Genomic DNA, 25918 nt, shown 5'->3' on the forward strand with positions numbered 1-25918 from the left:
TCCTCCGCCACGCGGGCGCCGCGCGACGGCCGGTTCAGTTCAGCCCGAGCCGGGCGATCGGCTCGACGAGCTCGCGTTCCTCGTACGCGAGGTGGGACAGCAGCGTGTCGCTGAGCAGGTCGACCGCCGCGCGGAGCTCGGCCATCCCGTCCGCGACGGAGACGAACGCGACCAGCGCCCGGTCCACCCGCTCCAGCACGTCGTGGATCGCGTGGTGCTCCTGCTCCAGCCGGTCCAGCACCGGGGCGAGGCGGGCGTCGCCCCGGCGCAGGTGCGGGAAGATGCCCCGGTCCTCCAGCGTGTGGTGGGTGGTGACCACCCGGCAGTACGACTCGCAGTACGTGCCCAGGGTCCACTTGTTCTGCCGGATGGTCATCGTGTTGATGTGCGAGCGGGCCGTGCCCGCGTCGACCAACCCGGCGCCCACCTGCTCCACCAGGTCGTACAGCCGGGCCAGCTCGGCGCGCAACCCGTCGTGCACGTCGATCAGGTGCTGGGCGCCGGCCTGGTCGTGCGGAGTGTAGGCGCGTGCCGGGTCCGGCGCGGGGCCGGTGGGCCGCGTGGTCTCGTCCCAGACCCGGATCGCGCTGCGGCGCACGCCGTCGTCGGGCGTCGGGACGACGGCGAAGGATCCGGCGTCGGCGGGCGGGCGGGGAGCGGCCGGCGCCTCCGCCGGGGCCGACCGGAGCGCCACCGGGGCCGCGGCGGGCGCGGTGGCGGCCGCGCGCTCGCCGGCCACGAGTTCGCGTACGGCGGGGGCGACCTCGGCGGCGAAGCGCCGCAGGTCCTCGGGGTCGTCGCTGCCCAGGATGAAGGTGCTGATCCCGTCGCTGAGCGCGAGGTCCGCCAGCTCCTCGGCCCACTGCTCGGCGGGGCCGTCCAGCGGCCCCCGGCCGACGGGGGCGAAGCGGCCGGTGACGTTGAGCAGGCGGCGCACGTCGGCCGGGTCGCGGCCGGCCTCCCGGGCGGAGTCGTCGATGATCGTGTTGCCCCTGCCGAGGTCGCCGGGTTGCAGGTAGCCCAGCGACGGCAGCCACCCGTCGGCCCGGCTCCCGGTCAACGCCAGCATCCGCGGCTTGTACGCGCCGAGCCAGATGCCCACGTCGTGGGCGGGCGCGGGGCCCCGCTTCGCGCCGAGGACCCGGTGGAACTCGCCGTCGACCCGGACGCCGCCGCGCGCCTCGACGTCCCAGACCTGGCGGATGACGTCGATCGCCTCGGCGAGGGCCCGCACGCCCTGCCCGGGGGAGAGCCGGCGCCCGCCCATCGCCTCGATGGCCTCCCAGAACGCGCCGGCGCCCAGGCCGAGCTCCACCCGGCCGCCGCTGAGCAGGTCGAGACTCGCCACGCTGCGGGCCAGGACGGCCGGCGGGCGCAGCGGCAGGTTCGTCACGTTGGCGGCCAGCCGCACCGTGCCGGTCCGGGCCGCCACGAAGCTCATCAGCGTCCACGTGTCGAGGAACGCGGGCTGGTACGGGTGGTCCTGGAAGGTGACCAGGTCGAACCCGACCTGCTCGGCCAGCACGGCGAGGCCCACCACCCGCCCGGGCTCGGCGTTGCCGGGCGTCAGGAACGCGCCGAAGGCCAGCGGATGGCCGTAGTCGCCCATGTCGGTACTCCCTTCCGCCCGCAGCCTCTCACGCGGCTCGGGGCGGTTCCTGAGCCGTCCGGCGAATCCGGCCGGCACCACGCTCCGGCGCGGCTCGTGCCGCCCGCCGCCGGGCGAGTCCGGGTGCCGCCACCGGCGTACGGTCGGCGGATGCGGATCGTGAAGTTCACCCACTCCTGCGTGCGGCTGGAGCACGACGGCGGCGTGCTGGTCATCGACCCCGGCACCTGGAGCGAGCCGCGGGCCCTGGCCGGCGCGGACGCCGTGCTGGTCACCCACGAGCACACCGACCACGTCGACGTGCTCCGGCTGGCGGGCCTCGGTGTGCCGGTCTTCGCGCCGGAGGGCGCCGTCCTGCCCGACCTGGCGCCGCTGACCGTGACCAGGGTCGGCGCCGGCCAGCGGTTCACCGCCGCCGGCCTCACCGTGACCGCGCTCGGCGGTCGGCACGCCACCATCCACGGCGGCCAGCCCGACTGCGCCAACCTGGGCTACCTCGTCGGCGACGCGGTCTACCACCCGGGCGACTCCCTGCACCGGCCGGACCGGCCGGTCGAGACGCTGCTGGTTCCGGCACAGGCGTCCTGGCTGAAGCTCACCGAGGCGATCGGGTTCGCCACCGCCGTCGGGGCCGAGCGGGTCTTCCCGATTCACGACGCGCAGCTCAACGAGCGCGGCCTGACCAGCGTGAACGGCTGGTTCGCCGAGACCGTGCCCGGCTACCGTCACCTGGCGCCGGGGGAGTCCGCCTGACCGGTGACCCCACCCAGGGGTGATCTCCACCGACACCGGCCGTGTCGTCCGCGGGCCAACTGCTATACGGTCGCTGGGTGAGGGTCGAAGAGCACTGGTGGAACGGTGACACGTCGCAACGCGGGCGTCGGGACGTGTACATCCGCACCGACGGGCAGCGTTGGGACGTACAGGTACGGATCGGCGGCGAGTCAGGCCGCTCCCGGGTGCAGGAGTGCCCCGGTCGGACGTCGGCGGTCATTCTGGCCGGCGCGTGGCGCGGCAACCACCCCGCCTGGCGCGAGGTGTCCGACTGACGGCAGTCCCCGGCCTCGGTTGTTGACGGCCGGTCACGGTCGGCGTCGGCCGGGCTGCTCCCTACGACGGTGGTCACGCTCGGGTCACCGTCTGCTCGGGGGAGCAGCCCCGCCGGCCGCGTCGCCGCCGCCTCCGTCAGAGGCCCTTGACGACCTCGATCAACTGGTCCAGCGCGGCGCTCCAGCCCTCGAGGAAGCCCATCTCCTCGTGCGACTTCTTCGCCGAGGCGTCGGCGTGGATCGCCGTGGCCGTGTACTTCGTGCCGTTGCCGGTGGGCTCGAGCTTGATGATCGCGGTGAACGGGAAGCCGTCGCTGCCCTGGGGGCGGAAGCCGGGGCCCAGCCCCGAGGTGAAGATCAGCGTCGAGCCCTCCTCGACGACCAGGATGCAGCCGGTGCTCGGGTACTCCTCGCCCTCGGGCGAGCGCATCACCGTGTTGAACTTGCCGCCGGGCTGGAGGTCGATCTCGCAGGACGAGGTCGACCAGGGCCGCGGCGCGAACCACTGCACGACCAGCTCGGGCGTGGTCCAGGCCTTCCAGACCAGCTCGGGTGCGACGTCGACGGTGCGCTCCAGGACGAGGTCGAGATTCGGGTTCACGCTCGGGTAGGCGGTCATGTCTGCTGCTCCTTCAGGTCGTGGAGAAACGAGTCGAGCTGGTCGAGGCGCCGGGACCACGTCGCGCGCTGGCCGGCGAGCCAGGTGTCGACGTGCTCCAGCGGCTGGGGGGCGAGCCGGTAGGTCCGCACCCGCCCCTTCTTCTCCGACGTCACCAGGCCGGAGCGCTCGAGGACGCCCAGGTGCTGGGTGAACGACGGCAGTGCCATGTCAAACGGACGAGCGAGCTCGCTGGTTGTCGCGGGCCCCCGGCCGAGGAGCTCGACGACCCGGCGGCGGGTCGGGTCCGACAGCGCGTGGAACACGCCGTCCAGGGTCCCGTCGTCGCTCCGGTCACCGGTGCCCGATTGCTTAGGCATGAACCTAAGTATGCCGGCGCCGCACACTTAGGTCAAGCCCTAAGTGAAGCTGTCTGGTCCCGGTCCGTCCGGGTGGGTCATGCTGAGGGCATGACCGACGCCGGCGCCCCGGAACCCCTCACCCTCAACGTGTACTGCCGGCTCACGGTGGCCGTGACCGATCCGCAGGTGCTCACCGACCACGCGGTGGCCGACCTGCGGGCCGCGGACATCGACTGGTCGGCGGAGCAGGACGACCTCGAAACGGCGGTGGCGGACCTGCGCAACGACGTCGTGGTGTCGCTGGCGTCGCTCGTGGACATCAGCCGGATGGTCGACGGACTGCCGGGCGTGGAGGCGAGGGGCGGGCTGTGCTGGGCCGAACCCGGCCCGCCCCGCGAGGCCGTCTGGCGCGCCGAGTAGGCCCTGTGTCGGTGCCGGACACTCCGGCGTCGCCCGAGGTGTCGACGGCACTCATGTCCACTGTGCCCGGCGTCACGTTAGCGTCTGCGCACGCCGGCACGACGCCCCCGCTGGCGGACAGGAGAGCGCCATGACCGCACCGCTGAAGGCCACCGCCGCCCTCGTCACCGCCCTGCTGCTCGTCCTCACCACCGCGGCCCCCGCCCGGGCGGCCACCCCGGCCACCAAGGCCCCGGTCGCCGGCACCCTGCGCGCCTACGACGTCTCCGGCGTGTACGTCGCCGGCGTCTCCTCCGGTGGCTACATGGCCACCCAGCTCCACGTCGCCCACTCGTCCCGGATCCGGGGCGCGGCGGTCTTCGCCGCGGGGCCCTACTACTGCGCGCAGAACAACGTCGCCCAGGCGCTCGACGGCTGCGGCGACAACGTGTACCCGACGAACGTCCCCGCCCTCCAGGCGTACACCCGGACGTGGGCCTCGTACGGCTGGGTCGACCCGGTGGGCAACCTGTCCGGCGACCCCGTGTACGTCTTCCACGGCAACGGCGACACCGTGGTCAGGAAGTCCGTCACCGACGACCTGGTCCGCTACTACCAGCACTTCGGTGCCAGCGTGCAGTACGACAGCGGCTCGCCGGCCGGCCACGCCTGGGTCACCCCGTACGGGACCCTCGGGTGCGCCGCCACCGCCTCGCCGTTCCTGGCCGACTGTGGCACCGACCCGCAGAACGCCCTGCTGCGCAAGCTCCTCGGCAGCGTGCGGGCGCCGAACACCGGCCCGCTGGGCGGCACCCTGATCCGGTTCAGCCAGCACACGTACGCGGTCAACGGCTGGGCTCCCGGGCTGAGCATGGGCCCCGACGGGTTCGCCTACGTGCCGGCCTCCTGCGCCGCCGGACGGTCGTGCCGGCTGCTCGTCGCCCTGCACGGCTGCCTCCAGGGCCACGGCGCGGTCGGCACCGCCTTCGTGGACCGGGCGAACCTCAACCAGTACGCCGACACCAACGACCTGATCGTGCTGTACCCGCAGGCGGGCACCGCCGCCACGAACCCGAACGGCTGCTGGGACTGGTGGGGTTACCTGGGCGCGACCAACTACCCGATCAAGGGCGGCGCCCAGCTGGAGACGATCATGAACATGGTGCGCCGGCTGGACGGCTGAGCCGCGCCGCCGCCGCGCGGGCGGGCCCCCGGCGGGGGCTCCGCTCAGGCCGGCGCGTCGCTGCCCACCAGGCGGGCGTCGGCCGCGGCCTGACCGTCGACGTCTCCCGCCTCCTCGCAGACGCCCGCCGCGTCCGCCCAGTGCCGCCGGGCCTCGTCGGCGTCGTCGAGGGCCGCCGCGGCGTCGCCCAGGTGCAGCAGGGTCCGCCCCAGGCCGGCCGTCGGTCGCCCGTCGCGCAGCCGCAGGCTCTCCGCCAGCATCTCGTACGCCTGCCGGGCCTGGGCCGGCGTGGCGGCCAACAGCGCGGCACCCGCGTTGAGCAGCGCGGCGGCCCGGTTGGTCGGATCGGCCACGGAGTCGTACTCGCGCAGCGCCGCCCGCCACGACTGCGCCGCGTCGAGGTGCTCGCCGAGCCCGGCGTGCACCAGCACCAGGTTGGTCAGCGCCGCCGCGTAGCCCCGGGCGTCGCCGAGCGCGCGGAAGGCGTTCGCCGCGCGGACCAGGTGGCGGTGCGCGACCTCCAGCTCCCCACGGGCCAGCCGGGCGGCGCCCAGGCCCAGGTCGGTCAGCGCGTGCCCGGCCCGGTCGGCCGCGGAGCGGTGCCGCCGCGACAGCTCCAGGTGCTCCACCGCGTCGTCGAACTGCCCCAGGTCCAGCAGCACCAGGCCCAGGTTCATCCGCGCCTGCGCGGTGCCGCGCCGGCCCCGCTCCGCCACCGCGAGGCTGAGCGCCGTCGCCGCCCCCTGCGGGTCGTGCCGGCGGCGGCGCAGCACCCCCAGCTCGTTGTGCGCCCAGCCGGCGATCTCCGGCCGGTCGTCGGCCGTGGGCGTGGCGAGCACCGTGCGGCACACCTCCGCCCACTCGTCGAGCCGCTCGGCGTGGGCGAGCCAGCCGCACAGCGCCACCGCCAGGCGGAACCACCAGCGGCGTACCCGGCGGGGCAGGGTCTCCGCCGCGCCCGCCGGCACCCGGACCACGGCCAACAGCAGCTCCTGGTGCAGGTCGAACCAGCCGTACGGGTCGTCGTCCAGCGCCAGCGTCGGCTCCCGGTCCGGCGGCGAGCCGACCACGGCGAGGCTCGCGGCGTGCCGCTCGGCCCGCCGGGCCAGGTGCCGGGTGAGCCGGGCCTGGGCGGCCACCCGCCGCCGCGCCGGCTCCGCGTCGCGCAGGTGCATCCGGGCGTACGGGGCCAGCAGCGGGCGCACCTCGTAGCGGTCGCCGGGCGCGCCGGTGACGAACCCGCCGGTGGCCAGCTCGTGCAGCAGGGCGGCCACCCCGTCCGGGCGACGGTTGGCGAGCGCCGCGAGCGTCGGCCGGTCCAGCGGCACCGGGCTGAGCGACATCAGCCGCCACAACCGCCCCGCCTCGCCGCCGAGCGCGTGGTACGCGGTGTCCCGCGCGGTCACCAGCAGGGTCGCCGGGGAGGCGGCGACGTGCTGGTGCGGGGCTGTGTCGACGGCGCGGCGCAGCGCGTCGAGCACGTCGGTGTGCCGCCATCCGTGCTGTGCCGTACGCCGACCGAGCTCCGCGACCGTGCGGGGCTGTCGCCCGCAGAGTTCGACGAGGGCGCGTACCGCCGGGTCGGTGCGCGGGTCCGGGCGGTGCGGCCGGGCGACGGGCGCGGTGGCGCCCGCGGCGGCGAACAGCTCGACGGCGTCGTCGGCGTCGGGCTCGGCGAGCCCGTGCGCCACCACCCCGTCCAGCGCGGCCAGCGCTCCCGTGCCGGCCAGCAACAGGCGGCACGTCCGCGCGGTCGGCGGCAGCAGCGGCCGGACCTGGGCCGGGTCGTCCACGTTGTCCAGCACCACGAGGATCGCCCGGCCGTCGAGCTGGCCGCTCAGCTCGTCGGCGGCGTCGGTGAGGCCGTCGGCGCGTCCCGACGCCGGCGGCCGGGTGCCGAGGATCCGGGCCAGCGCGGTCAGCACCTGCCGGGCGTCGTGCCGCCGGCCGCCCCGGCGCAGGTCCAGGTAGTACTGGCCGTCGGGGAAGTCGTCCCGGCACAGGTTGGCGGCCTGGATCGCGCAGGCCGAGGTGCCGACGGCCCGCCGGCCGACCACCGCCACCGCGTGCTCCTTCTCCAACAGGTCGATGATCGCGTCGACGTGCCCGGCCCGGCCGGTGAACCCGGCCGGCCACGGCAGGGTGGGCGCGCCGGCGGCGGGTGTGGCCTCCACGTCGTCCGGCGTCGCCGCCTGCTGCCGCTGGCGGCGCCACTCCACGATCATCGCGGCGGCCAGGCCGAGCACGATCACCCCGGCGCTGGCGGAGCCGAGCTGGGTGACGGAGAGCTCGGAGAGCAGGTTGCCGGTGACGTTGCCGAGGACCGCGCTGACCGTGCCGCCGACCACGCCGCCGATCGCGAGCAGCAGGCTCAGCCGCCTGGGCCGCCGCGAGCGGCGGGCCGGCCCCGGCGGCGTCACCGCACGCCCCCGGCGACCAGGCCGGCGACGAGCTGGCGGCGGGCCAGCACCACCAGCAGCACCGGCAGGACGGAGGCGATGACCGAGCCGGCGGCCAGCGCCCCGCTGTTGGCCGCGAAGCCCCGGGTCTGGCCGGCGAGGAACAGCCCCAGCGGCAGCGCGCCCGGCCCGCTGAACAGCAGACCCACCACCAGGTCGTTCCACACCTGCACGAACTCCAGCACCGCGACCGCCACCACGGCCGGGCGGTTGTGCCGGACGAGCAGCCGCAGGGTGCCCCACCAGTGCCGCCCGCCCACCCGGGCCGCCCGCACCTGCTCGGCGGGCAGGTCCGCGAACGCGTTGCGCAGCACCAGCACGGCGAACGGCACGCCCAGCGCGACGTGCACCAGCGCCAGGCCGCGCGCCGTGCCCGAGGAGAGCACCACGCCGAGCACCTCGTTGACCGGCCCGGCGATCACCTGCACCGGCACGATGCTGGCGGCCATCAGCAGCAGCCCGGTGGCCTGTGCGGGTGGCCCGCTCAGCCAGGCCAGCGGGTACGCGGCGAGCAGCGCGACGCCCAGCACCACGGCGGTGACCACGGTCGCCAGCACCAGCGTGAAGCCCAGCGTGCGCCACAGCTCGGTGCCGGTCAGCAGGTCCCGGTAGGAGTCGAGGCCGGGCGGGCTCCACCACCAGCCCCGGGCCGCCGCGTCCACCGCGCCGTGCAGCGAGGTGGCGAGCAGCACCCCGAGCGGCACCAGCCAGGCGACCGCCGCGCCCGCCACCAGCAGCCGGGTCGTCCGGCGCGGCGTCGGCGCCACCGGCTCGGGCGCGACGGGCACCGGGTCCCGGGGCGGCGGCCACGCCTGCCGCACGAACAGCGCCGCCACCAGCATGCCGGCGGCCACCGCCACCAGCCACACCACGCCGAGCGCGGCGCCCTCGCCGGTGGTGGCGCCGTTGGAGGTCTGCCAGACCCGCAGCGCGAGCACCGACGCCTCGTCGCGTACCGACCCGGGCGTCATGACCAGGATCAGGTCGAACGTCCTGGCGGTGCCGAGCGCCGCCAGCGTGAACACCACCGCCACGGTGCGCAGCAGCAGCGGCCGCCACTGCGCGTCCCAGAGCACGTCGCGGCGGTTGCCGCCGTAGGCGCGCACCGCGTCGGCGAGGCTGGGCGGCACCGCGTCGAGGGCGGCCCGGAACACCAGCACGGCCAGCCCGACCCACGCCCACACGAACGCCGACATCAGCGCCACCGTGACCAGGCGGGGGCCGAGCAGTTGCGGGGCGTCGGCCGCCGACCGGCCGGTCAGCGTCGCGGCGACCAGGGTGGCCAGCCCGCGCTCCGGGTCGGGGTCGTACATCAGCCGGAAGGTGACCCCGGTGACCACCAGCGGCAGCGCGGTGGGCACCACCAGGATGAGGCGGACCAGCCCGCCCTCCTGCGAGCGACGCGAGGCGGCGGCGAGCAGGTAGCCCAGCACGGTGACCACCGCCGGCACCAGCAGCGCCCAGAGCAGCGTGCGCCCCACCACGGCGCCGGTGCCGGGCGCGGCCAACGCGGTGCGGAAGTGCTCCGCGCCCACCCACCGGCCGTCGGTGGTGACGCTGGCGTGCAGCGTACGCAGCACCGGCCACGCCACCAGCCCGCCGAGCAGCAGCAGGGCGGGCAGCAGCAGCGCCGAGGTGGCCCCCGCCGCCGGGTAGGCCCGCCCGCGCCGGGGCGGCCCGACGTCGTCGAGGACCGCCAGCTCGCCCAGGACCCGGCTCACCGGCCGCCACCCGCCGACCGGGCCGCCGCCGCCAGTTGCCCGACGGCCCGGCGGGTCGCCCTGCCGGCGGGGACCCCGTCGGTGACGTCGGCGAAGAAATCCTGCATGATCCGCCAGATGCCCACCCCGTCGGAGCCGGTGAACGGGCCCGGCAGCCGGTCGGAGAGGTCGAAGCGCACCGTCTCGGCCGTGCGGAGCTCGGCGGCGAGGCGGCGGCGGACGGGGTCGCGGTAGTCGTCCAGCGGCACGGACACGTTGGGGGAGAGGTAGCCGCCGGCGCGCAGCCACGGCTGGAACGCGGAGCCGCCGCTGAGCCAGCGCACCAGCTCCGCCCCGCGGGCCGAGCCGGCGAACGCCACGGCGGCGTCACCGCCGACGATCAGCGGGCTGTCGGCCACCCGGGCGCCGGGGAAGCGGAAGGTCTCCGGCTGCTCCGGGCCGCGGCGGAACCGGCGGCTGACGTCGTCGACGAAGTCGGCCTCGAAGAGCATCGTCGCCCGCCGGTGGTGCACCACCTGGATCACCGACTCCTCGTACTGGGTGAGCAGGGCCCGGCGACCGCCGCCGGGGAACGCGCCGTCGACGCCCCACAGCCCGGCGAGCCGGTCCAGCGCCGTGTGCACCGACGGGCTCCGCCAGTCGGCCTCGCCGCGTGCCAGCGCCTCGTAGTAGCCGGGCGGGGCCACGTCGGCGAGCACGTTCTCGAACCAGTCGGTGAGCACCCAGCCGTCGGCCGCGCCGATGGCCAGCGGCGCCGGGCCGTCGCCCGAGAGGGCCCGCGCGCCGAGCCGCCGGGTGAGCGTCACGAGCTGGTCCCAGGTGCGCGGGGGCGCGGGGAGCATCGACGGGAAGTACCAGAACAGCGACTTGTGGGCCGCCTTGACCCAGACGCCGTAGCGGCGCCCGTCGGCGGAGAGCAGGTCGGCCATGCCGGGCGGGAGGGCGTAGCTGGTGGCGGGGGTCAGCTCGCGCAGCCAGCCGCGCCGGGCGTACTCGACGACCAGCCCCGACCGGGGCAGGATCGCCACGTCGGGGCTGGTGCCGGCCAGCTGGCGGGCGCGCAGGAACGCGTCGATGTCGTTGCCGGCGCTGATCACCTGCACGTCGGCGCCGTAGTTGCCCACGACCTCGCGGAAACGGGCCAGCTCGCCGCCGCTCCACACGACCGCGACCTGGACCGCCGGCGGCGTGCTGGCGCAGCCCGCGACGCCGGCCGCGCCGGCCGCGGCGGCGGCCCGCAGCAGGGTACGGCGGCTCAGGCGCGCCGCCGGCGTGGCCCGGCCCACCGGCGTCACCCGCCCACCTCGGCGGCGACCGGCACGTCGCCCAGCGCGCCCGGGTCGACCGTGCACACCAGCACCGCGACCCCCGGCGTGTCCGGCGGGGAGAGCCGGCCGACCAGGTCGGTCAGCCGCCCACCGCCGGCCGGCCCGGTCGGCAGGTCGATCACGAGCACCTCGGGCAGGCAGACCACCGCCCGGGCGAGCGCCACCCGGAACCGCTGCGCCTCCGACAGCAGGTGCGGTCGCAGCCCCAGCGTCGGGGCCAGCTCCAGCCGGTCGACCACGGTCGCCGTCCACGCGTCGGCCATCTCCCGCACCCGTTCCCGCCGGCGCTGGCCGTAGGCGATGTTGCGGCGCACGGTCAGGTGGGGCAGCAGCGCGCCGCCGGCCGGCACGTAGGCGATGCGGCGGTGCGGCGGCGGCAGGACGGTCACCTCCCGGTCGCCGACCAGGACGCGGCCGGCGACCGGCGCGGCCAGCCCGCTGACCACCCGGGCGACGGCGGTGCCGACCGGCGGGGCGGCGACCAGCGCGGCCGTGGCGCCGGCGGCGACGTCGAGCGTCACCGCGGCGGCGCCGGGCACGGCGACGAGCTCGCACAGTCGTAACGTCGCCATCACCTCCGGTGACCGGGGCGGTCGGTCCCAGGGTCGCACAGCCGGGCGACAACCGGCGCTCCGCCACCGTCGTCTGTGGAGTGGCGGCGTGGGTCCCGGGTCGGGACCGCCCACCGGGTACGGCGGCCGGTGGGTGCTGGCGGCGGTCGCGCCGCCGCGTCGCATCGCGCCGGCGCGCCGCCGTCCGGTCAGCCGGACTGGCGGGGCGGGAGCCCGAGTCGCTCGCACGCCTCCCGGTACATCCGCACCACCTCCTGCCGGATCTGGGCGCGTTCGGTCAGGCGGTGGGCGAACGGCACCCGCACCGGGACCTCGATGTCGTCCACGGTCACGGCGAACTCGATCCCCTCGGCGTCCAGGCCGGTGGCCCGGGCCCGGGTGGCCGCCGGCTGCCCGCCGAGCGTGCGGCAGATGAGCACCGAGTCCCCGGCGTGGTCGTCGTTCATGTGCCGGCAGACGGCGGCGACCACGTCGGCGCCGAACGGGGCGCTCACGCCGCCGCCTCCGCGTCCGTGGTCGGCACGAGGTGCGACAGGGCGGCGAGGACCTCGGTGTTGTGCCGGTACGCCACGAGCACCTCGGTCCGCAGCGCGGCCCGACCCTCCTCGTCCAGCGGGAGGGCGTCGAGCCTGGCCCGGTAGGCGTCCTTGTACGCCTTCGGGCTGGGGATCCGGTCGAACCGGTAGAACGCCGCCCCGGCGTCCCCGGTCAGCCCGTAGTGCCGGGCGAGCGACCGTCCGATGTGCAGGCCGCCGGAGAGGTCGCCGAGGTAGCGGGTGTAGTGGTGCGCGACGAACCGCTCCGGCGAGTCGGCACAGACCGCGCGTAGGCGCGCGGCGTAGGCGACCGTCGCCGGGGTCGGGTCGATCCGTCGGCGCCAGCCGGGCCCGAGCAGGAACTCCAGGTCCGCGGCGAGGGCGGGCAGCCGGGTCAGCGCGTCGTCGACGAAGGGGCCGGCGAGCGGGTCGTGGCGCACCGCCTCGGCGGCGCCCTCCAGCGCCTCGTAGATCACGTGGTGCTGCACCACCAGCGCGGTGTAGCCGGCGCGGTCCAGGTCGCCGGCGACCAGGGCGGAGACGTACCGCTGGGACTCGGCGCCCTGGTGGGCCTCCTGGCTGGCGGCCCGCAGTTCGGCCGAGAACGGGGTGCTGGTCGGGCTCATGTCTCCTCCAGGGTGACGGAAAACCGGGTGGGTCGCCGTCGGGGAACGATCAAGGGTAGTCGGGTACGTGGGTGGGGCACGACCTCGATGTCGTGCCGGTACACCTCGCTGAGCAGGGGAGCGGTGAAGACCTCCGCCGGCGGCCCGGCGGCGCGTACCCGCCCGTCGGCGAGGAGGGTGACGGTGTCGGCGTACGCGCCGGCGAGGGTCAGGTCGTGCAGCACCGCCACCACGGCGTCGCCGGCCCGCGCCCGGTCCCGCGCGACGCGCATGACCAGCTCCTGGTGGCCCAGGTCGAGGGCCGCTGTCGGTTCGTCGAGCAACAGCACGGCGCCCTGCTGCGCCAGCGCCCGGGCCAGCGCGACGCGTGCCTGCTCGCCGCCCGACAGCGCCGGGTACGGCCGGTCGGCGAACCGGGTCGCGTCGCAGCGCCGCAGGACGTCGGCGACGACCGCGTCGTCGCGCTCCTGTTCCGGTCGCCCGGCCCACGGCGCCCGTCCCATCCGCACGACCTCGTCGACGGTGAACGGGAAGCTCAGCGTGCTGCGCTGCGGGAGTACGGCCCGGCGCATCGCCAGCTCCACCGGTGTCCAGCCCGTCGGGGGCGAACCGTCGATCTCCACGGTGCCGGCCACGGCGGGCAGGTCCCCACTGACGGCCGCGAGCAGGGTGGACTTGCCCGCCCCGTTCGGCCCGACGAGGGCGTGCACCTCGCCGGCCCGGATCAGCAGGTCGACGCCGTCCAGCACGGGCCGCCCCGCGCGGGCGACGCGCAGGCCGGCGACACGCACCCGGATCGTCCCGGCCGGCGCCGGGTTCGGCACGCGGGGCGGCGCCCAGCGACGGGCGCGCGTCACCCAGTTGCCGGGCGGGCTCACCCCCAGCCCCCGGCCCGGTCCCTGGTGCGGCGCAGCAGCCAGAAGAAGGCCGGCCCGCCGACGACCGCGGTGAGCACGCCGAGCGGGAGTTCCTGGTGCTCGACCAGGGTGCGGGCGGCGAGGTCGGCGGCGATCACCACGACCGCGCCGCCCAGCGCGCTGGCCGGCAGCAGCACGCGGTGTCCCGGGCCGGCGACCATCCGGACCAGGTGCGGCACCACCAGACCGATGAAGCTGATGATGCCGGTGAAGGCCACGGCCGCGGCGCCGAGCAGCGCGGTGACCACGATCATGCGGATCCGCAGCCGCTCCACGTCGACCCCGAGGTGCCGGGCGGCGGGCTCGCCGAGGGCGAGCAGGTCGAGCCGGCGGGCGTCGGCGTACGCGACGCCGAGACCGACCGCCAGGCAGGGCGCGGCCAGCGTGACCGCCGACCAGTTCGCCGACGCGAGGCTGCCGAGGTTCCAGAAGGCGATGGCCTGCACACCGGACTCGTCGGCGACGAACATGAGCAGTCCGATGGCCGCCCCGGCGACGGCGTTGACCGCGACACCGGTCAGGACCAGGGTCACCACCTCGGTCCGGCCGCGGGAACGGGCCAGCAGGTACACGGCGTACGTGGTGGCCAACCCCCCGGCGAAGGCGGCGGCGGGCACGGTCCAGCCACCGAGGACGGTGACGCCGGTGACGATGGCGAGGGTCGCGCCGACGGCCGCCCCGGCGGAGACACCGATGACGCCGGGCTCGGCGAGTGGGTTGCCGAAGACGCCCTGCATGACGGCGCCGGCGCAGCCCAGCGCGGCGCCCACCACGGCGGCCAGCACCACCCGGGGGAACCGGACGATCCAGAGCGCGTTCTCGCCCTGGGGGTTCGTCGGCAGGGCGCCGACGTCCAGGCCGAGCCGGTGCAGGACCGAGCCGAGCACCTCGGCGGGGGAGACCTGCACCTGACCCCGGCCCGCCGCGACCAGGACGATCAGCAGCAGGGCGGCGCCGAGGCCGGCGAGGAGCAGCGGACCGCGCCGGACCGGGCGGCTGGTCGGGGGCCGCACGGGCGGCCGGACGGGGGTGTCGACGCCGGTCACGACGGGCTGCCGCAGGAGTACACGGCGGCGGCTAGGGCCTGCACGGTCCGCCCGGAGCGGGTGCCGAAGGTGAGCAGGGTGCCGTCGTCCATGTCGACGATCCGGCGGGCCGCGCCGGCCGGGGTCTGCGCGACGCCGGGGAGCTTCAGCAGGCCGTCGACGCCGCCGACGGAGGCGAGCCCGGCGCTCATCACCAGGATCACGTCCGGGGCGGCGTTGATGAGTCCCTCGCTGGTCAGCGGGCGGAACTTGGCCAGGCCGACGGCGCTGCCGGCGTCCACCCCGCCGATCGCCTCGATCATCGCGTCCGAGCCGGCTCCGTCGCCGCCGATCAGGTAGACCCCGGCGGTGCCGCGCAGATAGAGGAAGGCGATCCGGGGCGCCCGGCCCCCGGGCGCGCTCCGGCGGGCCGCCGCGATCTCGCTCTCGACCCGGGACACGAGCAGTTCGCCGGCGGCCGGGACGCCGAGGGCGGCCGCGACGGCGCGCACGTGGCCCGGTACGGCGGCGAGGGTCTGCTCGGCTTCGATCAGGACGACGGGGATGCCGGCGGCGCGCAGCTGGCGGAGCACCTCCGGCGGCCCGATGCTGTCGTCGGCGAGCACCACGGTCGGGTTCAGGGCGAGCACCGCCTCCGCGGAGAGGTCGTGCCCGGCCGGGGTCACGACCGGCAGGTGCGCGGCCGCCGGGAAGGTGGTCGAGGTGTCCCGTCCGATGACGTTGCCGCCGAGCCCGAGGCCGAACACGGTCTCGGCGATGGAGCCGTAGAGGTTCACCGCCAGGATGCGGCTGGCGTCGGTGACGGTGACGGTCGTGCCGTCGGCGGAGGTGACGGTGGTCGGCAGGGCGGGTGCCGGTGCCGGCCGCAACCCGGTGACGTCGGTGCTGGCCAGAGTGGCGGTGACCGGCCCGCAGTCGGCCGTCGCGGCCGGCGTGGCGCCGGAGGGGGACGCGGAGCAGGCGGTGGTCCCGAGGAGCAGCACCACCAGGGCGGTGACCGAGGAACGGCGGGCGGCCGCCGGCACGAGGCGGCGGCGCCGGGGATGCCCGGTCACCGGGCCTGCCCTCGGCGACGCCACCGGCGCAGGCCCAGCAGCGCGGTGACCGCCAGCGCGAGCACCACCAGGCCGACGGTCCACCCGCGACCGGCCTCGGTGGCGGTACTCACCCTGCTGATCGCCAGCTCGCTCGGGGCGGCGGTGGGGGCGGCGCCGTCCCCGGCGGCGGTGGCCACCGGGGCGCCTGCGGGGGCGGCGGACCGGGCCGCCGTGGTCGCGGGTGCGGCGGCGCCTCCCGGTGCCCCGGTGGTGGCCGACGGGGCGCGGCCCGGGGCGGTGGCGCCGGATGTCGCCGGGCGGGGGCTGGCCGGGGCGGGGGCTGGCCGGGCGAAGGTGGTCGGCACCCGGACGTCCTGGGAACGGTCGGCGGTGCGGGTGTGGTCGGTGCGGGTCACCACCGCGCACCGACGGGTGGTGCAGTCGACGTCGCCGATGGTCGGGGTGATCCGGAGGGTGATCCGGAACGACCCGCCGGCCCCGTACGGCACGGCCAGCCCCTCGCCGTACGAGGGCGGGTTCGACGAGATCCAGTGCGACGCCCCGAGCGCGCCGGTCGTGTCGGCCCCGCCGCCGCAGGGGCTGGGTACCGCGCCGGCCCCGTTGTCCACACAGAACGCCACGTAGATGCCCTTGGCGACGTCGTACCCGCGGCCGGAGACGGTGACGGTCGCGCCGGACCTGTCGAGTCCGGTGCTGGGGCTGACGCTGAGCGTCTGGCCGCCGGGGCCGCGGCCGGTGCCGGCGTACGCGGGCGGTGCGGCGGCGACGACACCCACGGTGACGAGGGCGGCGGCCACGAAGACGTGACGCGGTGTGCGCATCGGGCTCCTCACGAGAGCGTCGGCGGAGAGCCGAGAACTTAGGTTTGGCTAACCTAAGTTATGAAGATCCAGTTCACAAGGGGTTGTTCGGTCCGGATAACCGGGCCAAACGAAGCTGGCCACAATCTTAGGGTTGCCTTACCTTACTGACTGTCCGTAACGGATCAAGAAAAGGAGTCAGCATGGTCCGATCCAGAGCCGGTCAGGCCTGGCGGCAGTCGATGCGCTGGGCGGCGGTCGTCGCCCTCGGCCTGTCGACCGCACTCGTGGGCGCCGGCCCCGCCTCGGCAGCCGAGGCCGACATCACCGGTGGCACCCTGACCTGGGGTTTCAAGCAGTCGTTCCGCACCTACGTCTCCGGCGGCAACGGCAACCCGCCGATCGCGGCGAGCAACGGCGCCACCATCAACGCCGACGGCACGTTCACCTTCCCGTCGACGGGCGGCACCCACGACTCCGCCACCGGCGCCGCCAGCGCCGAGTACGGCGGTACCGTGGTGTTCTCGTACCCCTCGCACATGTTCACCATCACCCTGGCCAACCCGACGATCGCCATCTCCGGCGGCACCGCCGCCCTGAAGGCCGACGTCGACCTGGTCACCACGGCGGCCGAACCGGTGTCGGTGCGGCAGGCGACCATCGCCACGCTCGCCTCCGGCGGGAACCCGGGCGGCACGGGAACGGTGAGCGGCAGCAACCTCGCCGCGACGCTGACCGCCGCCGGCGCCTCGGCGTTCAACGGCTTTTACGCCGTGGGTGACGCGCTCGACCCGGTGTCGTTCACGTTTACCAGCGGCGGCGGCTCCGGGCCGGCGCGTCCGGCGGTGGCCGTCACCCCGTCCGGCGGGCTCGACCCGTCGGGTGCGACGATCACCGTCGAGGGCTCCGGCTTCGACCCCGCCGCGAACGGGGGGGCCGGGGTCTACGTCGCGTTCGGGCCCAGGGTCGACGAGCACTGGACCAACGCCGGCGTGCTCCAGGTGACCAAGTGGGTGAGCGCGACGAACGAGCCGACGGAGGCGCGGGACAGGCTCAACGCCGACGGCACGTTCCGCACCACGCTTCCGATCAGCGCGGTCTACACCGACAGGACCGGTAGGCGGGTCGACTGCACCGCCGTGCAGTGCTACGTCATCACCTTCGCGGCGCGCGGCTCGGCGGACCGCAGCCAGGACACCTTCACGCCGGTCACCTTCGCCGGGACCGGCACCGGTGCGGGCGACGCCGAGCAGCGGATCACCGCCACCGTGAAGGGCGGCCCGCTCACCCTGGGCGTGGCCGGCTCCGCCGTCGCCCTGCCGGCCGTGACCAACGGCCAGGTCGCCAGCGGGGCACTGCACGACGCCACCGTGGCGGACCTGCGGGGCACCGACGCCGGCTGGAGTCTCGTCGGGCAGGTCTCCGACTTCACCTCCAGCACCGGCGGGGTCGTCGCCGCGGACAACCTCGGCTGGGTGCCGAGCGCTGTCGCCGTCGACGACCCGCTGGCCGGCGATCCCGGCACGGTCGTCCCGGGCGCGGTGGCCGCGCCCGGTGCCGGCCTCGGCGCGGCCCGGGCCCTCTGCACCTCGGCGGCCGGGGCCAGCGGTGGCACCTTCACCTGCGGTGCCCAGCTGAACCTCGGGGTGCCGGTGTCCGCGGCGGCGGGCGACTACGCCGCGACCCTCACCCTGACCCTCTCCTAGGTCGGCGCCGGGTCACCGGTGGGGCGGGCCCTCCCCGGCCCGCCCCACCGGCCGTCGCGCCCACCGTCACCCACCCACCGGAGCCCGGCATGTCCCTCGTCACCCTCCTGTCCCGGACCTGCGTCACGCTCGTCGCCGCGCTGCTCGCGGCGGGGCCGACCGTGGCCGTCGCCGCTCCCACGCCCGCGCCCGCCGGCACACCGGCCCCGCCGACGCCCGGCCCCGCCGCGACCCGGTGGGCGGTGCAGCCGTCCGGACCGGACGGCCCGACCGGACGCAACTACTTCATCTACGACCTGGCCCCCGGCAGCACCCTCACCGACCACGTCGGCGTCACCAACCTGAGCGACCGGCCGCTGACCTTCCAGGTGTACGGCACCGACGCCTACACCACCGCCGACGGCGCCTTCGCCCTGCTGCCGGCCGACCGGGCGGCCACCGACGTCGGCTCCTGGGTCCGCTTCGACAGGCGCACCTGGACGATCGCCCCCGGACGCCGTGCCGACATCCCGTTCCGGCTGAGCGTGCCCGCCAACGCCACCCCGGGCGACCACGCGGGCGGGGTGATCGCCGCGATCACCCAGGCCCGCACCACCGCCGACGGGCAGCAGGTCCGGGTGGACCAACGGCTGGCCGCGCGGGTCTACCTCCGGGTGGACGGCGACGTCCGCCCCGCCGTAGCGATCGAGTCGGTTAGCGTCAGCTACGACAATCCGATCAACCCGGCCGGTGGCGGCGACGCCGTGGTCAGCTACCGCGTACGCAACACCGGCAACGTGCGCGTCGGCGGAACCGGCACGGTGGCCGTCGAGGGGCCGTTCGGGTGGCGGCTGGCCCGTACCGCGCCGGTGGACCTGCCCGAGCTGCTGCCCGGCGGGGTCTTCACGGTCACCGAACGGGTCACCGGCGTGCCGCCGGCGCTCCGGCTGACCGCCGAGGTCGACCTGGCGCCGACCACCGTGGACGCGGCGCTGCCGCCGGTGCTCCGCTCCGCGAGCACGTGGGCGCCGCCGTGGCTGCTGCTCGCCGCGCTGGCCGTGCTGGCCGGCTGCCTGGCCGTCCGGCTGCGTCGCCGCGCCCTCGCCAAGCGGGGCGCCGGGGACACGTCCGCGCGGGACACGGCGGCGGATCCGGGCCGCCCGGCCGGTTCACCCGCCACCCGCCCGCTGGTCGGCCCGGCGGGCGACGCGCCGTGACCCGGCTCCTGCCGGCCGCCGCCGCGCTGCTCGCGCTGGCCTCCCCGGTGCCCGTCGTCGCCCCCACGTCCGCGCCCGCCGCCGCACCGGCGGCGCCGCGGATCGCCGTACCGGCCGGCACGTTCCGGGCCGGCGCTCAGATCCCGGTCACTCTCGGCGGCTGGCCGGCCGGCACCGTGCAGATCGAGGTCTGCGGCAACGGGGGACGACGCGGCGCGCTCGACTGCGCGACCAGCAGGGCCGGGCACGGACAGGTGCCGTCGTCGGGCGCGGTCACCCTGCCGGTGGTGCTCGCCGCCCCGCCGGTCGGCTGCCCCTGCCTGGTACGGGCCCGCACGCCCACCGGCGGCATCCGGGCCAGCGTCGGCCTGCCGCTGACCGGCGTGAGCGCGCCACCCGCCCCCGCGCCGGTCGGCGCCGCGGAACTGGTCGTCGCCGGGCTGCGCGCCACCGACCGTTCCGGCGTGCCGGGCTGGTTCGGTGTGCCGGGAGACCTGACCGTGGACCTCGCCCTGCGCAACGTCGGCCCCGCCGACGCGGTCGACCCGCCGTTCTCGCTGCTGTTCGGCCGCCCCGGCCGGGTGCACACGCTCGTGGACGCCCCGCCGCTCGGCACGATCGGGGCCGGCCAGACCCGGGAGTACCGGATCCGCGTCCCGACCGACGCGACCGTCGTGGGCCGGCACGAACTGCACGGCCGGATCGAGCCGTCCGGCCGGCCGGTCGCCTTCACCGTCGAGGCGGCCCGTTACCCCTGGGGCCTGCTGGGCCTGGTCGCCGTGCCGTTGCTGTGGGCGCTGGCCCGGCCGGGCCAGCGCCCCCGGCCGGTCCGCCGCGAGGAGGTCGGATCGGCGCGTGCCGCCCGGCACGCGTGACGCCGCCGCGCGGTCGCAGGCAGGCGTCGCCCAGGCGGGCCGGGTTGCCGCGCGCCGCTACCCTCCTGGCCGTGCGGAGATGGTGGCGCATCGATCCCCCGGGCGCGCGGCAGGTGTTGAGTGGTTTCCTGCTCGCCGTCGCCTCCACGATGGCGGTCGTCGGCCTGGGTGCGCTGGCGGCCGGCCGGTTCGACGTCCGTGACGCCTTCGGCCTCGCCGGCGCGGTGGCCTTTCTCGCGCTGTGGATGACGCTGGTCGCCCGGTACTTCCTGGTCGGTGTGTACGTCAACGACAGTGGCCTGCGGTTGCGCTACACGTTGTCCACCCGGACCCTGCCGTGGTCGCGGGTGACCGGCTTCGTCGTGCGGCCCGCCGAGCTCCTCGGGGAGCCGACCGCCCGGGACGCCTGCTGGGTGCGCACGGCCGACGGCGCGGTCGAGACGCCGGCGCAGCGGCGGTCCCGGACGGCGGGCTGGCGCAAGGACATCGGCCCGGTGCTGCGTACGGAGGACTTCGACCGGATGGTCGCCCGGCTCGACGCGGAGCTGGCCGCCGCCCGGCGCGGTCAGGCCGGCGGGGGAGCGGTGCTGCGGTAGATCGCCGCCAGCCACACGTCGCGCAGCACGTCGACGACGTCGCGCTCGGCCACCGCCGGCCCGTCGCCGGCGAAGGTGGCGTACCAGACGCGCTCGTTCATCGAGTTGAGCGCGATGGCGAGGTCGCGGGCCGGCACTCCGTCGGGGGCCGCCCCGCGCCGCCGCTCGGCCACGATGGCGGTCTCGATCGCGTGCACCCAGCGCTCCAGTACCCTCGCCCAGAGTCGGCGCACCTCGGCGTTGGTGCCGCGCACCTGGGCGCAGGCCAGCACCACCGCGCGGTGCGCGCCGAACGTCTCGTGGAACCGGTCGATCAGCTCCCGCCAGCGCGCCGGCGGGTCCTCGGCCAGCCGCTCCAGCACGTCCCCGGCGGCGGCGTCGGCCTCCTCGATGACCCGGTCCAGCAGCGTCAGCAGCACCGCGTCCTTGGACGGGAAGTAGAAGTAGAAGGTGGGCCGGGAGATGCCGGCCCCGCGCGCCAGGTCGTCGATCGAGATGTCGGCGAAGGCCCGCTGCCCCAGCAGCCGCTCGGCGGTCGCCAGGATGGCCAGCTCCCGCTCGTCGCCGACGGAGCGCGCCGCGCGCCGTCCGCGCCCGGTCGCGCTGCCGGTGGCCGTACGGGCGGGTGTCATGCCCGGTGACTCTACACCGGATCAACACCGTGTCGATCGAACTCGACAGGGTGTTGACGAGCCTCGACAGCCGTGGCTAGTGTCCGGTGTCTCACCCGCGGACGGGAGACGAGATGGCCACCGACCACGTCGACGTGCTCATCGTCGGCGCCGGCCTGTCCGGCGTCGGCGCCGCCTGCCACCTGCGCCGCCGGTGTCCCGGGAAGACGTACGCGGTGCTGGAGTCCCGCGACGCGATCGGCGGCACCTGGGACCTGTTCCGCTATCCCGGCGTCCGGTCGGACTCCGACATGTTCACCCTCGGCTACTCCTTCAAGCCGTGGACCGACCCGAAGGCCATCGCCGACGGCGACTCGATCCGCGACTACGTCCGCCGCACCGCCGACGAGTACGGCGTCACCGACCACATCCGCTTCCGGCACCGGGTGCTCCGGGCCGACTGGGACAGCGCGAGCGCCCGCTGGACGGTGCACGCCCACCGCGACGACACCGGCGAGACGGTCGCGCTGACCTGCTCCTTCCTGTTCACCTGCGCGGGCTACTACCGCTACGACGCCGGCTACACGCCCCAGTTCCCGGGCACCGACCGGTTCGCCGGGCGGATCGTGCACCCGCAGCACTGGCCGCAGGACCTCGACCACACCGGCAAGCGGGTGGTGGTGATCGGCAGCGGCGCCACCGCCGTGACCCTGGTGCCGGCGATGGCCGAGCGCGCCGCCCACGTGACCATGCTCCAGCGCTCACCCACGTACGTCCTGGCGCTGCCCTCGCGCGACGTGCTGGCCGACGTGCTGCGGCGCTGGCTGCCGGCGAAGGCCGCGTATCCGGTGGTGCGCTGGAAGAACGTCCTGCTCTCCACCGCCAACTTCCAGCTCAGCCGGCGCGCCCCCGCCCTGGTCAGGAGGCTGCTGCTGCGCGCCGCCCGGGGCCGGCTGCCGGCCGGCTACGACGTCGACCGGCACTTCTCGCCCCGCTACGATCCCTGGGACCAGCGGCTGTGCGTGGTGCCCGACGGCGACCTGTTCACCGCGTTGGCGCGGGGGAGGGCGTCGGTGGTCACCGACACCATCGACACCTTGACCGAGCGGGGCGTCCGGCTCGCCTCCGGCGAGGAGTTGACCGCGGACGTCGTGGTCACCGCCACCGGGCTCAACCTGCTCGCCCTCGGCGGCATGACGCTGACCGTGGACGGCGCCGACGTGGAGCTGCCCGGCACCGTCGCCTACAAGGGGATGATGCTCTCCGGGGTGCCGAACTTCGCGATGACCCTCGGCTACACCAACGCCTCGTGGACGCTGAAGGCCGACCTCGTCGCCGCCTACGTCTGCCGGCTGCTGCGGCACCTGGACCGCACCGGCCAGCAGGTCGTCACCCCGCTGCCGCCGCCCGACGGCGAGCTGGAGCCGATCATCGACCTGACGGCCGGCTACGTGCTGCGCAGCGTCGACGCCCTGCCCAGGCAGGGCGCCCGGGCGCCGTGGCGGCTGCACCAGAACTACCCCCGGGACGTCCTGCTGATGCGGCACGGCCGGCTCACCGACCCCGGCGTGCGGTTCTCCCGCGCCGGCACAGCGGAAAGGAGGACCATCCGTGCGTAGGTTCGTCTTCACCGGCGGCACGGCCGTGGTGACCGGCGCCGCCAGCGGGATCGGGGAGGCCCTCGTGCACGGGCTGGCCCGCCGGGGCAGCGACCTGGTGCTGGTCGACCGTGACGCCGGGCGCCTCGACGCCGTCGTCGCGGCGGTCCGCGCCGCGCACCCCGACCGGCAGCTCACCGCCTACGTGGTCGACCTGGCCGACGCTGCCGCCACCGCGCGGGTGGCCGAGGAGATCCGGCGGCGGCACCCGGTGCTGCGGCTGCTGGTCAACAACGCGGGGGTGGCGCTGGGCGGCCGGTTCGACCAGGTCAGCCTGAACGAGTTCAGCTGGGTCGTCGACGTCAACTTCCGGGCCGTGGCGCAGCTGACCCACGCGCTGCTCCCCACCCTGCGGGTCGAGCCGGGCGCGCACCTGGTCAACGTCTCCAGCCTGTTCGGGATCATCGCCCCGGCCGGGCAGACCGCCTACTCGGCCAGCAAGTTCGCCGTCCGCGGCTTCACCGAGGCGTTGCGCCAGGAGCTGGCCGGCGACGGCATCGGAGTGACCTGCGTGCATCCGGGCGGCATCCGCACCCGGATAGCGCAGAACGCCCGGGTGGGCAGCGGCGTGCCCGCCGAGGAGTTCGAGACCGGCCGCCGGCAGTTCGAGAAGCTGCTTACCATCGACCCCGGGAGGGCCGCCGAGGTGATCCTGCGCGGCGTGCACCGCCGCCGTGGCCGGGTGCTGATCGGCTGGTCGGCGAAGCTGCCCGACCTGCTGGCCCGGGTGGCGCCGGTGTCGTACCAGCGGGTCGTGGCCTTCGCGCTCGACCGCGTCGGGGGCGAGTCCACGCGCCGGCTCACCACCGGGTCGTCCGCCCCGGCGCAGCGGCAGCCCGAGGCGGCCCCGGCGACCGATCCGGCCGGGGAGCCGGCGTGAGCGCCCCGGCCGGCCGCCGGCACGTGAGCGTGGACGGCCGGCGGGTGTGCCACCGCGTCGACGGCGACGGGCCGCCGGTGCTGCTGCTGCACGGCATAGGCCGCACCCTGCGCGACTTCACCGAGCTGCACGAGCTGCTCGCCGAGCGGTTCCGGGTGCACAGCGTCGACCTGCCCGGCTACGGCGGTTCGCTGCCGATGGCCCGCCCCTGCACCCTGCCGGCGCTGGGCGAGTTCGCCGCCCGCTACCTCGACGCCGTCGGCGTCGACCGGCCGGCACACGTGGTCGGCAACTCCCTCGGCGGCGCGGTCGCCATGCGCCTCGCGGCGTCCGAGCCGGCCCGGGTGGCCAGCCTGACACTGGTCAACAGCGCCGGCTTCGGCCGGGAGGTGACCATCGCGCTGCGGCTGCTGGCGCTGCGCCCGTTGGGCCGGCTGCTGCTGCGGCCCACCCGGTGGGCGGCCCGCCGCGCCGAGCGGTCCCTCTTCCACGACCCGGCCTTCGCCACCGCCGAACGCGTCGCCCACGCCCTGGCGGTCGCCCGCCAGCCGTACGCCGCCCGGGTGATGCTGGAGACCGCGCGCAGCCTGGGCACCCTCCGGGGCGTGAGCCCGCAGTGGCGCGAGGAGCTGCTGGCCGAGGTGGCGCGGCTCGACGTCCCCACCCTGGTCGTCTGGGGCGACCGGGACCTGATCCTGCCGGCGGCGCACCTCGACGCCGCCCGGTCCCGGCTGCCGGGCGCCCGCAGCCACCTGTTCGCCGACTGCGGGCACATGCCGCAGATCGAGTGCGCCGAGGAGTTCCACCGCCTGCTCGTCGACTTCTGGGCCGGTGCCGACGACGCCGCCGCCCCGCCCGAGGGCGCCACCGCCGGCGATCCCGGCGACCGGCCGGCGGTCGCCGGAACCGGCTGACCGACACCGGCGTCCCGGCACCGGACGGCTGGTCGGCGGCGCCCGGGCGCGGCAGGTGAGCGGGCGGCGGGACGGGGAAAGCGGGCCGGGCGCCCGAGCTGACCCTCTTCCTCGGCGGCGACGTGATGACCGGCCGGGGCGTGGACGCGATCCTGCCCACTCCCGGCCCGCCCGACCTGCGGGAACCGGCGGTACGCGACGCCCGCGACTACGTCGACCTGGCCCGGGCCGCCAGCGGGCCGGTCCCGCGCCCGGCGCCGCCGGCCTGGCCGTGGGGCGAGGCGCTCCACCTGCTCGACGAGCTGCGACCCGACGCGCGCGTGGTCAACCTGGAGACCGCGGTGACCGGCCGGGGCGAACACGCCCCGGCCAAGGCGATCCACTACCGGATGCACCCGGGGAACATGGCCTGCCTCGCCGCGGCCCGGCTCGATGTCTGCGCCCTGGCCAACAACCACAGCCTCGACTTCGGCCCGGTCGGGCTCACCGACACCCTCGACGCGCTGGCCGACGTCGGCATCGCCACCGCCGGCGCCGGCCGGGACGCGACGTCGGCCTGGCGACCCGTCCGGGTGCCGCGCGGCCCGGGCGGCCGGCTGCTCGTCTGGTCGGTGGCCGCCCCGTCCAGCGGGGTGCCCCCGACCTGGGCGGCCACCGCCGGGGCGCCCGGGGTGGCTGTCGGCCGCCTCGGCGGCCGCGCTGGCCGGACGGATCGCCGCCGTGGCCGGGCCGGGGGACCGGGTGCTGGTCTCCGTGCACTGGGGCACCAACTGGGGGTACGAGGTGCCGCCCGCGCACGTCGACTTCGCCCACCGGCTGGTCGACGTGCGCGGGCGGCACCTCGTCGCACCACCCCCGGCCCGTCGAGGTGTACCGCGACCGGTTGGTCCTCTACGGCTGCGGCGACCTGGTCGACGACTACGAGGGCATCGGCGGGCGGGAGGCGTACCGGCCGGAGCTGCGGCTGCTCTGGCTGCCGACCCTCGACGCGGCCACCGGGGCGCTGCGGCACCTGCGGGCGGCCCCGGTTCGGATGCGCCGGATGCGGCTGGAGCGGGCCGCGCCCGACGAGGCGCGCTGGCTGGCCGGGCTGCTCGGCGGCTTCGGCCCACCGTTCGCGCACGGGTTCGCCGTCGACGGCGACGGGCTGCTGGCGCTCCACCCGCGCTGACGGTGGCCCGCACCACCCCCGGCAGGGGCGCGGGGCGCGCCGCGGAGG

25 protein-coding genes and 2 pseudogenes are annotated in these 25918 nt (G+C 76.2%); 13 read left to right on the top strand and 14 right to left on the bottom strand.

The features are described from left to right. Window positions 1-34: 34 nt before the first annotated feature. Window positions 35-1609: an LLM class flavin-dependent oxidoreductase gene (locus ACFHW0_RS19480; RefSeq protein ID WP_416609571.1), complete on the bottom strand. Its 1575-nt coding sequence runs from the start codon at window positions 1607-1609 to the stop codon at window positions 35-37. Window positions 1610-1759: 150 nt separating this feature from the next. On the opposite strand from ACFHW0_RS19480, the gene ACFHW0_RS19485 reads away from it, so the two are divergent. Then, window positions 1760-2362, top strand: coding sequence for an MBL fold metallo-hydrolase (locus ACFHW0_RS19485; protein WP_416609573.1), 603 nt, complete (start codon window positions 1760-1762; stop codon window positions 2360-2362). A 77-nt stretch (window positions 2363-2439) separates the two neighbouring features. After that, window positions 2440-2658 (top strand): hypothetical protein, encoded by a 219-nt coding sequence (locus ACFHW0_RS19490; protein WP_089000245.1) that lies wholly within the window; start codon window positions 2440-2442, stop codon window positions 2656-2658. A gap of 136 nt (window positions 2659-2794) precedes the next feature. Here ACFHW0_RS19490 and ACFHW0_RS19495 read toward each other — a convergent pair whose 3' ends face one another. Together ACFHW0_RS19495 and ACFHW0_RS19500 are read right to left on the bottom strand one after the other, a co-directional pair. Then, window positions 2795-3277, bottom strand: a complete 483-nt coding sequence (locus ACFHW0_RS19495; protein WP_416609575.1) for an SRPBCC family protein — start codon at window positions 3275-3277, stop codon at window positions 2795-2797. Further along, window positions 3274-3636 (bottom strand): ArsR/SmtB family transcription factor, encoded by a 363-nt coding sequence (locus ACFHW0_RS19500; RefSeq protein ID WP_416609577.1) that lies wholly within the window; start codon window positions 3634-3636, stop codon window positions 3274-3276. Before ACFHW0_RS19500 ends, ACFHW0_RS19495 begins: the two co-directional genes overlap by 4 nt. 90 nt (window positions 3637-3726) lie before the next feature. Here ACFHW0_RS19500 and ACFHW0_RS19505 point away from each other — a divergent pair, with 90 nt between their 5' ends. Then, entirely contained in the window at window positions 3727-4038 is a 312-nt protein-coding gene (locus ACFHW0_RS19505; RefSeq protein ID WP_416609579.1) for a hypothetical protein, read from the top strand. Between the two features lie 130 nt (window positions 4039-4168). After that, entirely contained in the window at window positions 4169-5200 is a 1032-nt protein-coding gene (locus ACFHW0_RS19510) for a poly(3-hydroxybutyrate) depolymerase (RefSeq protein ID WP_416609581.1), read from the top strand. Window positions 5201-5244: 44 nt separating this feature from the next. Here the strand turns inward: ACFHW0_RS19510 and ACFHW0_RS19515 are convergent, their stop codons facing one another. The 10 genes from ACFHW0_RS19515 to ACFHW0_RS19560 form a co-directional block, all read right to left on the bottom strand. After that, a complete protein-coding gene (locus tag ACFHW0_RS19515) occupies window positions 5245-7620 on the bottom strand; it encodes a hypothetical protein (RefSeq protein WP_416609583.1) in 2376 nt (791 codons plus the stop codon). Beyond that, entirely contained in the window at window positions 7617-9380 is a 1764-nt protein-coding gene (locus tag ACFHW0_RS19520) for an ABC transporter permease subunit (RefSeq protein ID WP_416609585.1), read from the bottom strand. The genes ACFHW0_RS19515 and ACFHW0_RS19520 overlap by 4 nt, the downstream gene beginning before the upstream one ends. After that, window positions 9377-10675 carry an extracellular solute-binding protein gene (locus ACFHW0_RS19525; protein WP_416609587.1) on the bottom strand — a complete coding sequence of 433 codons (1299 nt, stop codon included), beginning with the start codon at window positions 10673-10675 and terminating at the stop codon, window positions 9377-9379. Before ACFHW0_RS19525 ends, ACFHW0_RS19520 begins: the two co-directional genes overlap by 4 nt. Next, window positions 10672-11280, bottom strand: coding sequence for an ATP-binding cassette domain-containing protein (locus tag ACFHW0_RS19530; protein WP_416609589.1), 609 nt, complete (start codon window positions 11278-11280; stop codon window positions 10672-10674). Before ACFHW0_RS19530 ends, ACFHW0_RS19525 begins: the two co-directional genes overlap by 4 nt. A gap of 188 nt (window positions 11281-11468) precedes the next feature. Then, window positions 11469-11774: a DUF2470 domain-containing protein gene (locus ACFHW0_RS19535; protein WP_416609591.1), complete on the bottom strand. Its 306-nt coding sequence runs from the start codon at window positions 11772-11774 to the stop codon at window positions 11469-11471. Beyond that, complete coding sequence (locus ACFHW0_RS19540) at window positions 11771-12442, bottom strand: heme oxygenase (biliverdin-producing) (RefSeq protein WP_416609593.1); 672 nt, start codon at window positions 12440-12442, stop codon at window positions 11771-11773. Before ACFHW0_RS19540 ends, ACFHW0_RS19535 begins: the two co-directional genes overlap by 4 nt. Then, window positions 12439-13233, bottom strand: coding sequence for a heme ABC transporter ATP-binding protein (locus ACFHW0_RS19545; protein ID WP_416609594.1), 795 nt, complete (start codon window positions 13231-13233; stop codon window positions 12439-12441). The genes ACFHW0_RS19540 and ACFHW0_RS19545 overlap by 4 nt, the downstream gene beginning before the upstream one ends. An 83-nt stretch (window positions 13234-13316) precedes the next feature. Then, a complete protein-coding gene (locus ACFHW0_RS19550; protein ID WP_416609596.1) occupies window positions 13317-14405 on the bottom strand; it encodes a FecCD family ABC transporter permease in 1089 nt (362 codons plus the stop codon). Continuing rightward, window positions 14402-15460, bottom strand: a complete 1059-nt coding sequence (locus ACFHW0_RS19555; protein WP_416609598.1) for a heme/hemin ABC transporter substrate-binding protein — start codon at window positions 15458-15460, stop codon at window positions 14402-14404. Before ACFHW0_RS19555 ends, ACFHW0_RS19550 begins: the two co-directional genes overlap by 4 nt. Next, on the bottom strand, window positions 15457-16284 hold the full coding sequence (locus ACFHW0_RS19560) for a hypothetical protein (protein ID WP_416609600.1): 828 nt from the start codon (window positions 16282-16284) through the stop codon (window positions 15457-15459). Before ACFHW0_RS19560 ends, ACFHW0_RS19555 begins: the two co-directional genes overlap by 4 nt. Window positions 16285-16466: 182 nt before the next feature. Here ACFHW0_RS19560 and ACFHW0_RS19565 point away from each other — a divergent pair, with 182 nt between their 5' ends. From ACFHW0_RS19565 to ACFHW0_RS19580, 4 genes are all read left to right on the top strand, one after another. Then, entirely contained in the window at window positions 16467-17969 is a 1503-nt protein-coding gene (locus ACFHW0_RS19565) for an HtaA domain-containing protein (RefSeq protein WP_416609602.1), read from the top strand. A gap of 89 nt (window positions 17970-18058) precedes the next feature. After that, complete coding sequence (locus tag ACFHW0_RS19570; RefSeq protein ID WP_416609603.1) at window positions 18059-19165, top strand: WxL protein peptidoglycan domain-containing protein; 1107 nt, start codon at window positions 18059-18061, stop codon at window positions 19163-19165. Next, window positions 19162-20040 carry a hypothetical protein gene (locus ACFHW0_RS19575; RefSeq protein ID WP_416609604.1) on the top strand — a complete coding sequence of 293 codons (879 nt, stop codon included), beginning with the start codon at window positions 19162-19164 and terminating at the stop codon, window positions 20038-20040. Before ACFHW0_RS19570 ends, ACFHW0_RS19575 begins: the two co-directional genes overlap by 4 nt. 71 nt (window positions 20041-20111) lie before the next feature. Next, complete coding sequence (locus tag ACFHW0_RS19580) at window positions 20112-20636, top strand: hypothetical protein (protein WP_416609605.1); 525 nt, start codon at window positions 20112-20114, stop codon at window positions 20634-20636. Here the strand turns inward: ACFHW0_RS19580 and ACFHW0_RS19585 are convergent. After that, window positions 20606-21268, bottom strand: coding sequence for a TetR/AcrR family transcriptional regulator (locus ACFHW0_RS19585; protein WP_366644068.1), 663 nt, complete (start codon window positions 21266-21268; stop codon window positions 20606-20608). The genes ACFHW0_RS19580 and ACFHW0_RS19585 overlap by 31 nt on opposite strands. A 113-nt stretch (window positions 21269-21381) precedes the next feature. Between ACFHW0_RS19585 and ACFHW0_RS19590 the strand changes: the two genes are divergently transcribed. The 5 genes and pseudogenes from ACFHW0_RS19590 to ACFHW0_RS19610 form a co-directional block, all read left to right on the top strand. After that, window positions 21382-22866, top strand: coding sequence for a flavin-containing monooxygenase (locus ACFHW0_RS19590; protein ID WP_416609606.1), 1485 nt, complete (start codon window positions 21382-21384; stop codon window positions 22864-22866). Continuing rightward, window positions 22859-23785, top strand: a complete 927-nt coding sequence (locus ACFHW0_RS19595; protein ID WP_416609608.1) for an SDR family NAD(P)-dependent oxidoreductase — start codon at window positions 22859-22861, stop codon at window positions 23783-23785. Before ACFHW0_RS19590 ends, ACFHW0_RS19595 begins: the two co-directional genes overlap by 8 nt. Continuing rightward, window positions 23782-24699, top strand: a complete 918-nt coding sequence (locus tag ACFHW0_RS19600) for an alpha/beta fold hydrolase (protein WP_416609609.1) — start codon at window positions 23782-23784, stop codon at window positions 24697-24699. The genes ACFHW0_RS19595 and ACFHW0_RS19600 overlap by 4 nt, the downstream gene beginning before the upstream one ends. A 125-nt stretch (window positions 24700-24824) precedes the next feature. Further along, window positions 24825-25473: pseudogene (locus tag ACFHW0_RS19605) on the top strand (CapA family protein); the annotation flags it as partial. 73 nt (window positions 25474-25546) lie between these two features. Continuing rightward, window positions 25547-25870 (top strand): annotated as a pseudogene (locus tag ACFHW0_RS19610) (hypothetical protein); the annotation flags it as partial. Between the last annotated feature and the right edge of the window lie 48 nt (window positions 25871-25918).

The organism is Micromonospora sp. LOL_025 (assembly GCF_048060285.1).
GTDB lineage: Bacteria > Actinomycetota > Actinomycetes > Mycobacteriales > Micromonosporaceae > Micromonospora.

What these genes read in the sequence shown, in the direction of transcription:
- ACFHW0_RS19480 (WP_416609571.1), bottom strand. Translation starts at nt 1,609, where the DNA reads ATGGGCGACTACGGCCATCCGCTGGCCTTCGGCGCGTTCCTGACGCCC.
- ACFHW0_RS19485 (WP_416609573.1), top strand. Translation starts at nt 1,760, where the DNA reads ATGCGGATCGTGAAGTTCACCCACTCCTGCGTGCGGCTGGAGCACGAC.
- ACFHW0_RS19495 (WP_416609575.1), bottom strand. Translation starts at nt 3,277, where the DNA reads ATGACCGCCTACCCGAGCGTGAACCCGAATCTCGACCTCGTCCTGGAG.
- ACFHW0_RS19500 (WP_416609577.1), bottom strand. Translation starts at nt 3,636, where the DNA reads ATGCCTAAGCAATCGGGCACCGGTGACCGGAGCGACGACGGGACCCTG.
- ACFHW0_RS19505 (WP_416609579.1), top strand. Translation starts at nt 3,727, where the DNA reads ATGACCGACGCCGGCGCCCCGGAACCCCTCACCCTCAACGTGTACTGC.
- ACFHW0_RS19510 (WP_416609581.1), top strand. Translation starts at nt 4,169, where the DNA reads ATGACCGCACCGCTGAAGGCCACCGCCGCCCTCGTCACCGCCCTGCTG.
- ACFHW0_RS19530 (WP_416609589.1), bottom strand. Translation starts at nt 11,280, where the DNA reads ATGGCGACGTTACGACTGTGCGAGCTCGTCGCCGTGCCCGGCGCCGCC.
- ACFHW0_RS19540 (WP_416609593.1), bottom strand. Translation starts at nt 12,442, where the DNA reads ATGAGCCCGACCAGCACCCCGTTCTCGGCCGAACTGCGGGCCGCCAGC.
- ACFHW0_RS19560 (WP_416609600.1), bottom strand. Translation starts at nt 16,284, where the DNA reads ATGCGCACACCGCGTCACGTCTTCGTGGCCGCCGCCCTCGTCACCGTG.
- ACFHW0_RS19565 (WP_416609602.1), top strand. Translation starts at nt 16,467, where the DNA reads ATGGTCCGATCCAGAGCCGGTCAGGCCTGGCGGCAGTCGATGCGCTGG.
- ACFHW0_RS19570 (WP_416609603.1), top strand. Translation starts at nt 18,059, where the DNA reads ATGTCCCTCGTCACCCTCCTGTCCCGGACCTGCGTCACGCTCGTCGCC.
- ACFHW0_RS19585 (WP_366644068.1), bottom strand. Translation starts at nt 21,268, where the DNA reads ATGACACCCGCCCGTACGGCCACCGGCAGCGCGACCGGGCGCGGACGG.
- ACFHW0_RS19590 (WP_416609606.1), top strand. Translation starts at nt 21,382, where the DNA reads ATGGCCACCGACCACGTCGACGTGCTCATCGTCGGCGCCGGCCTGTCC.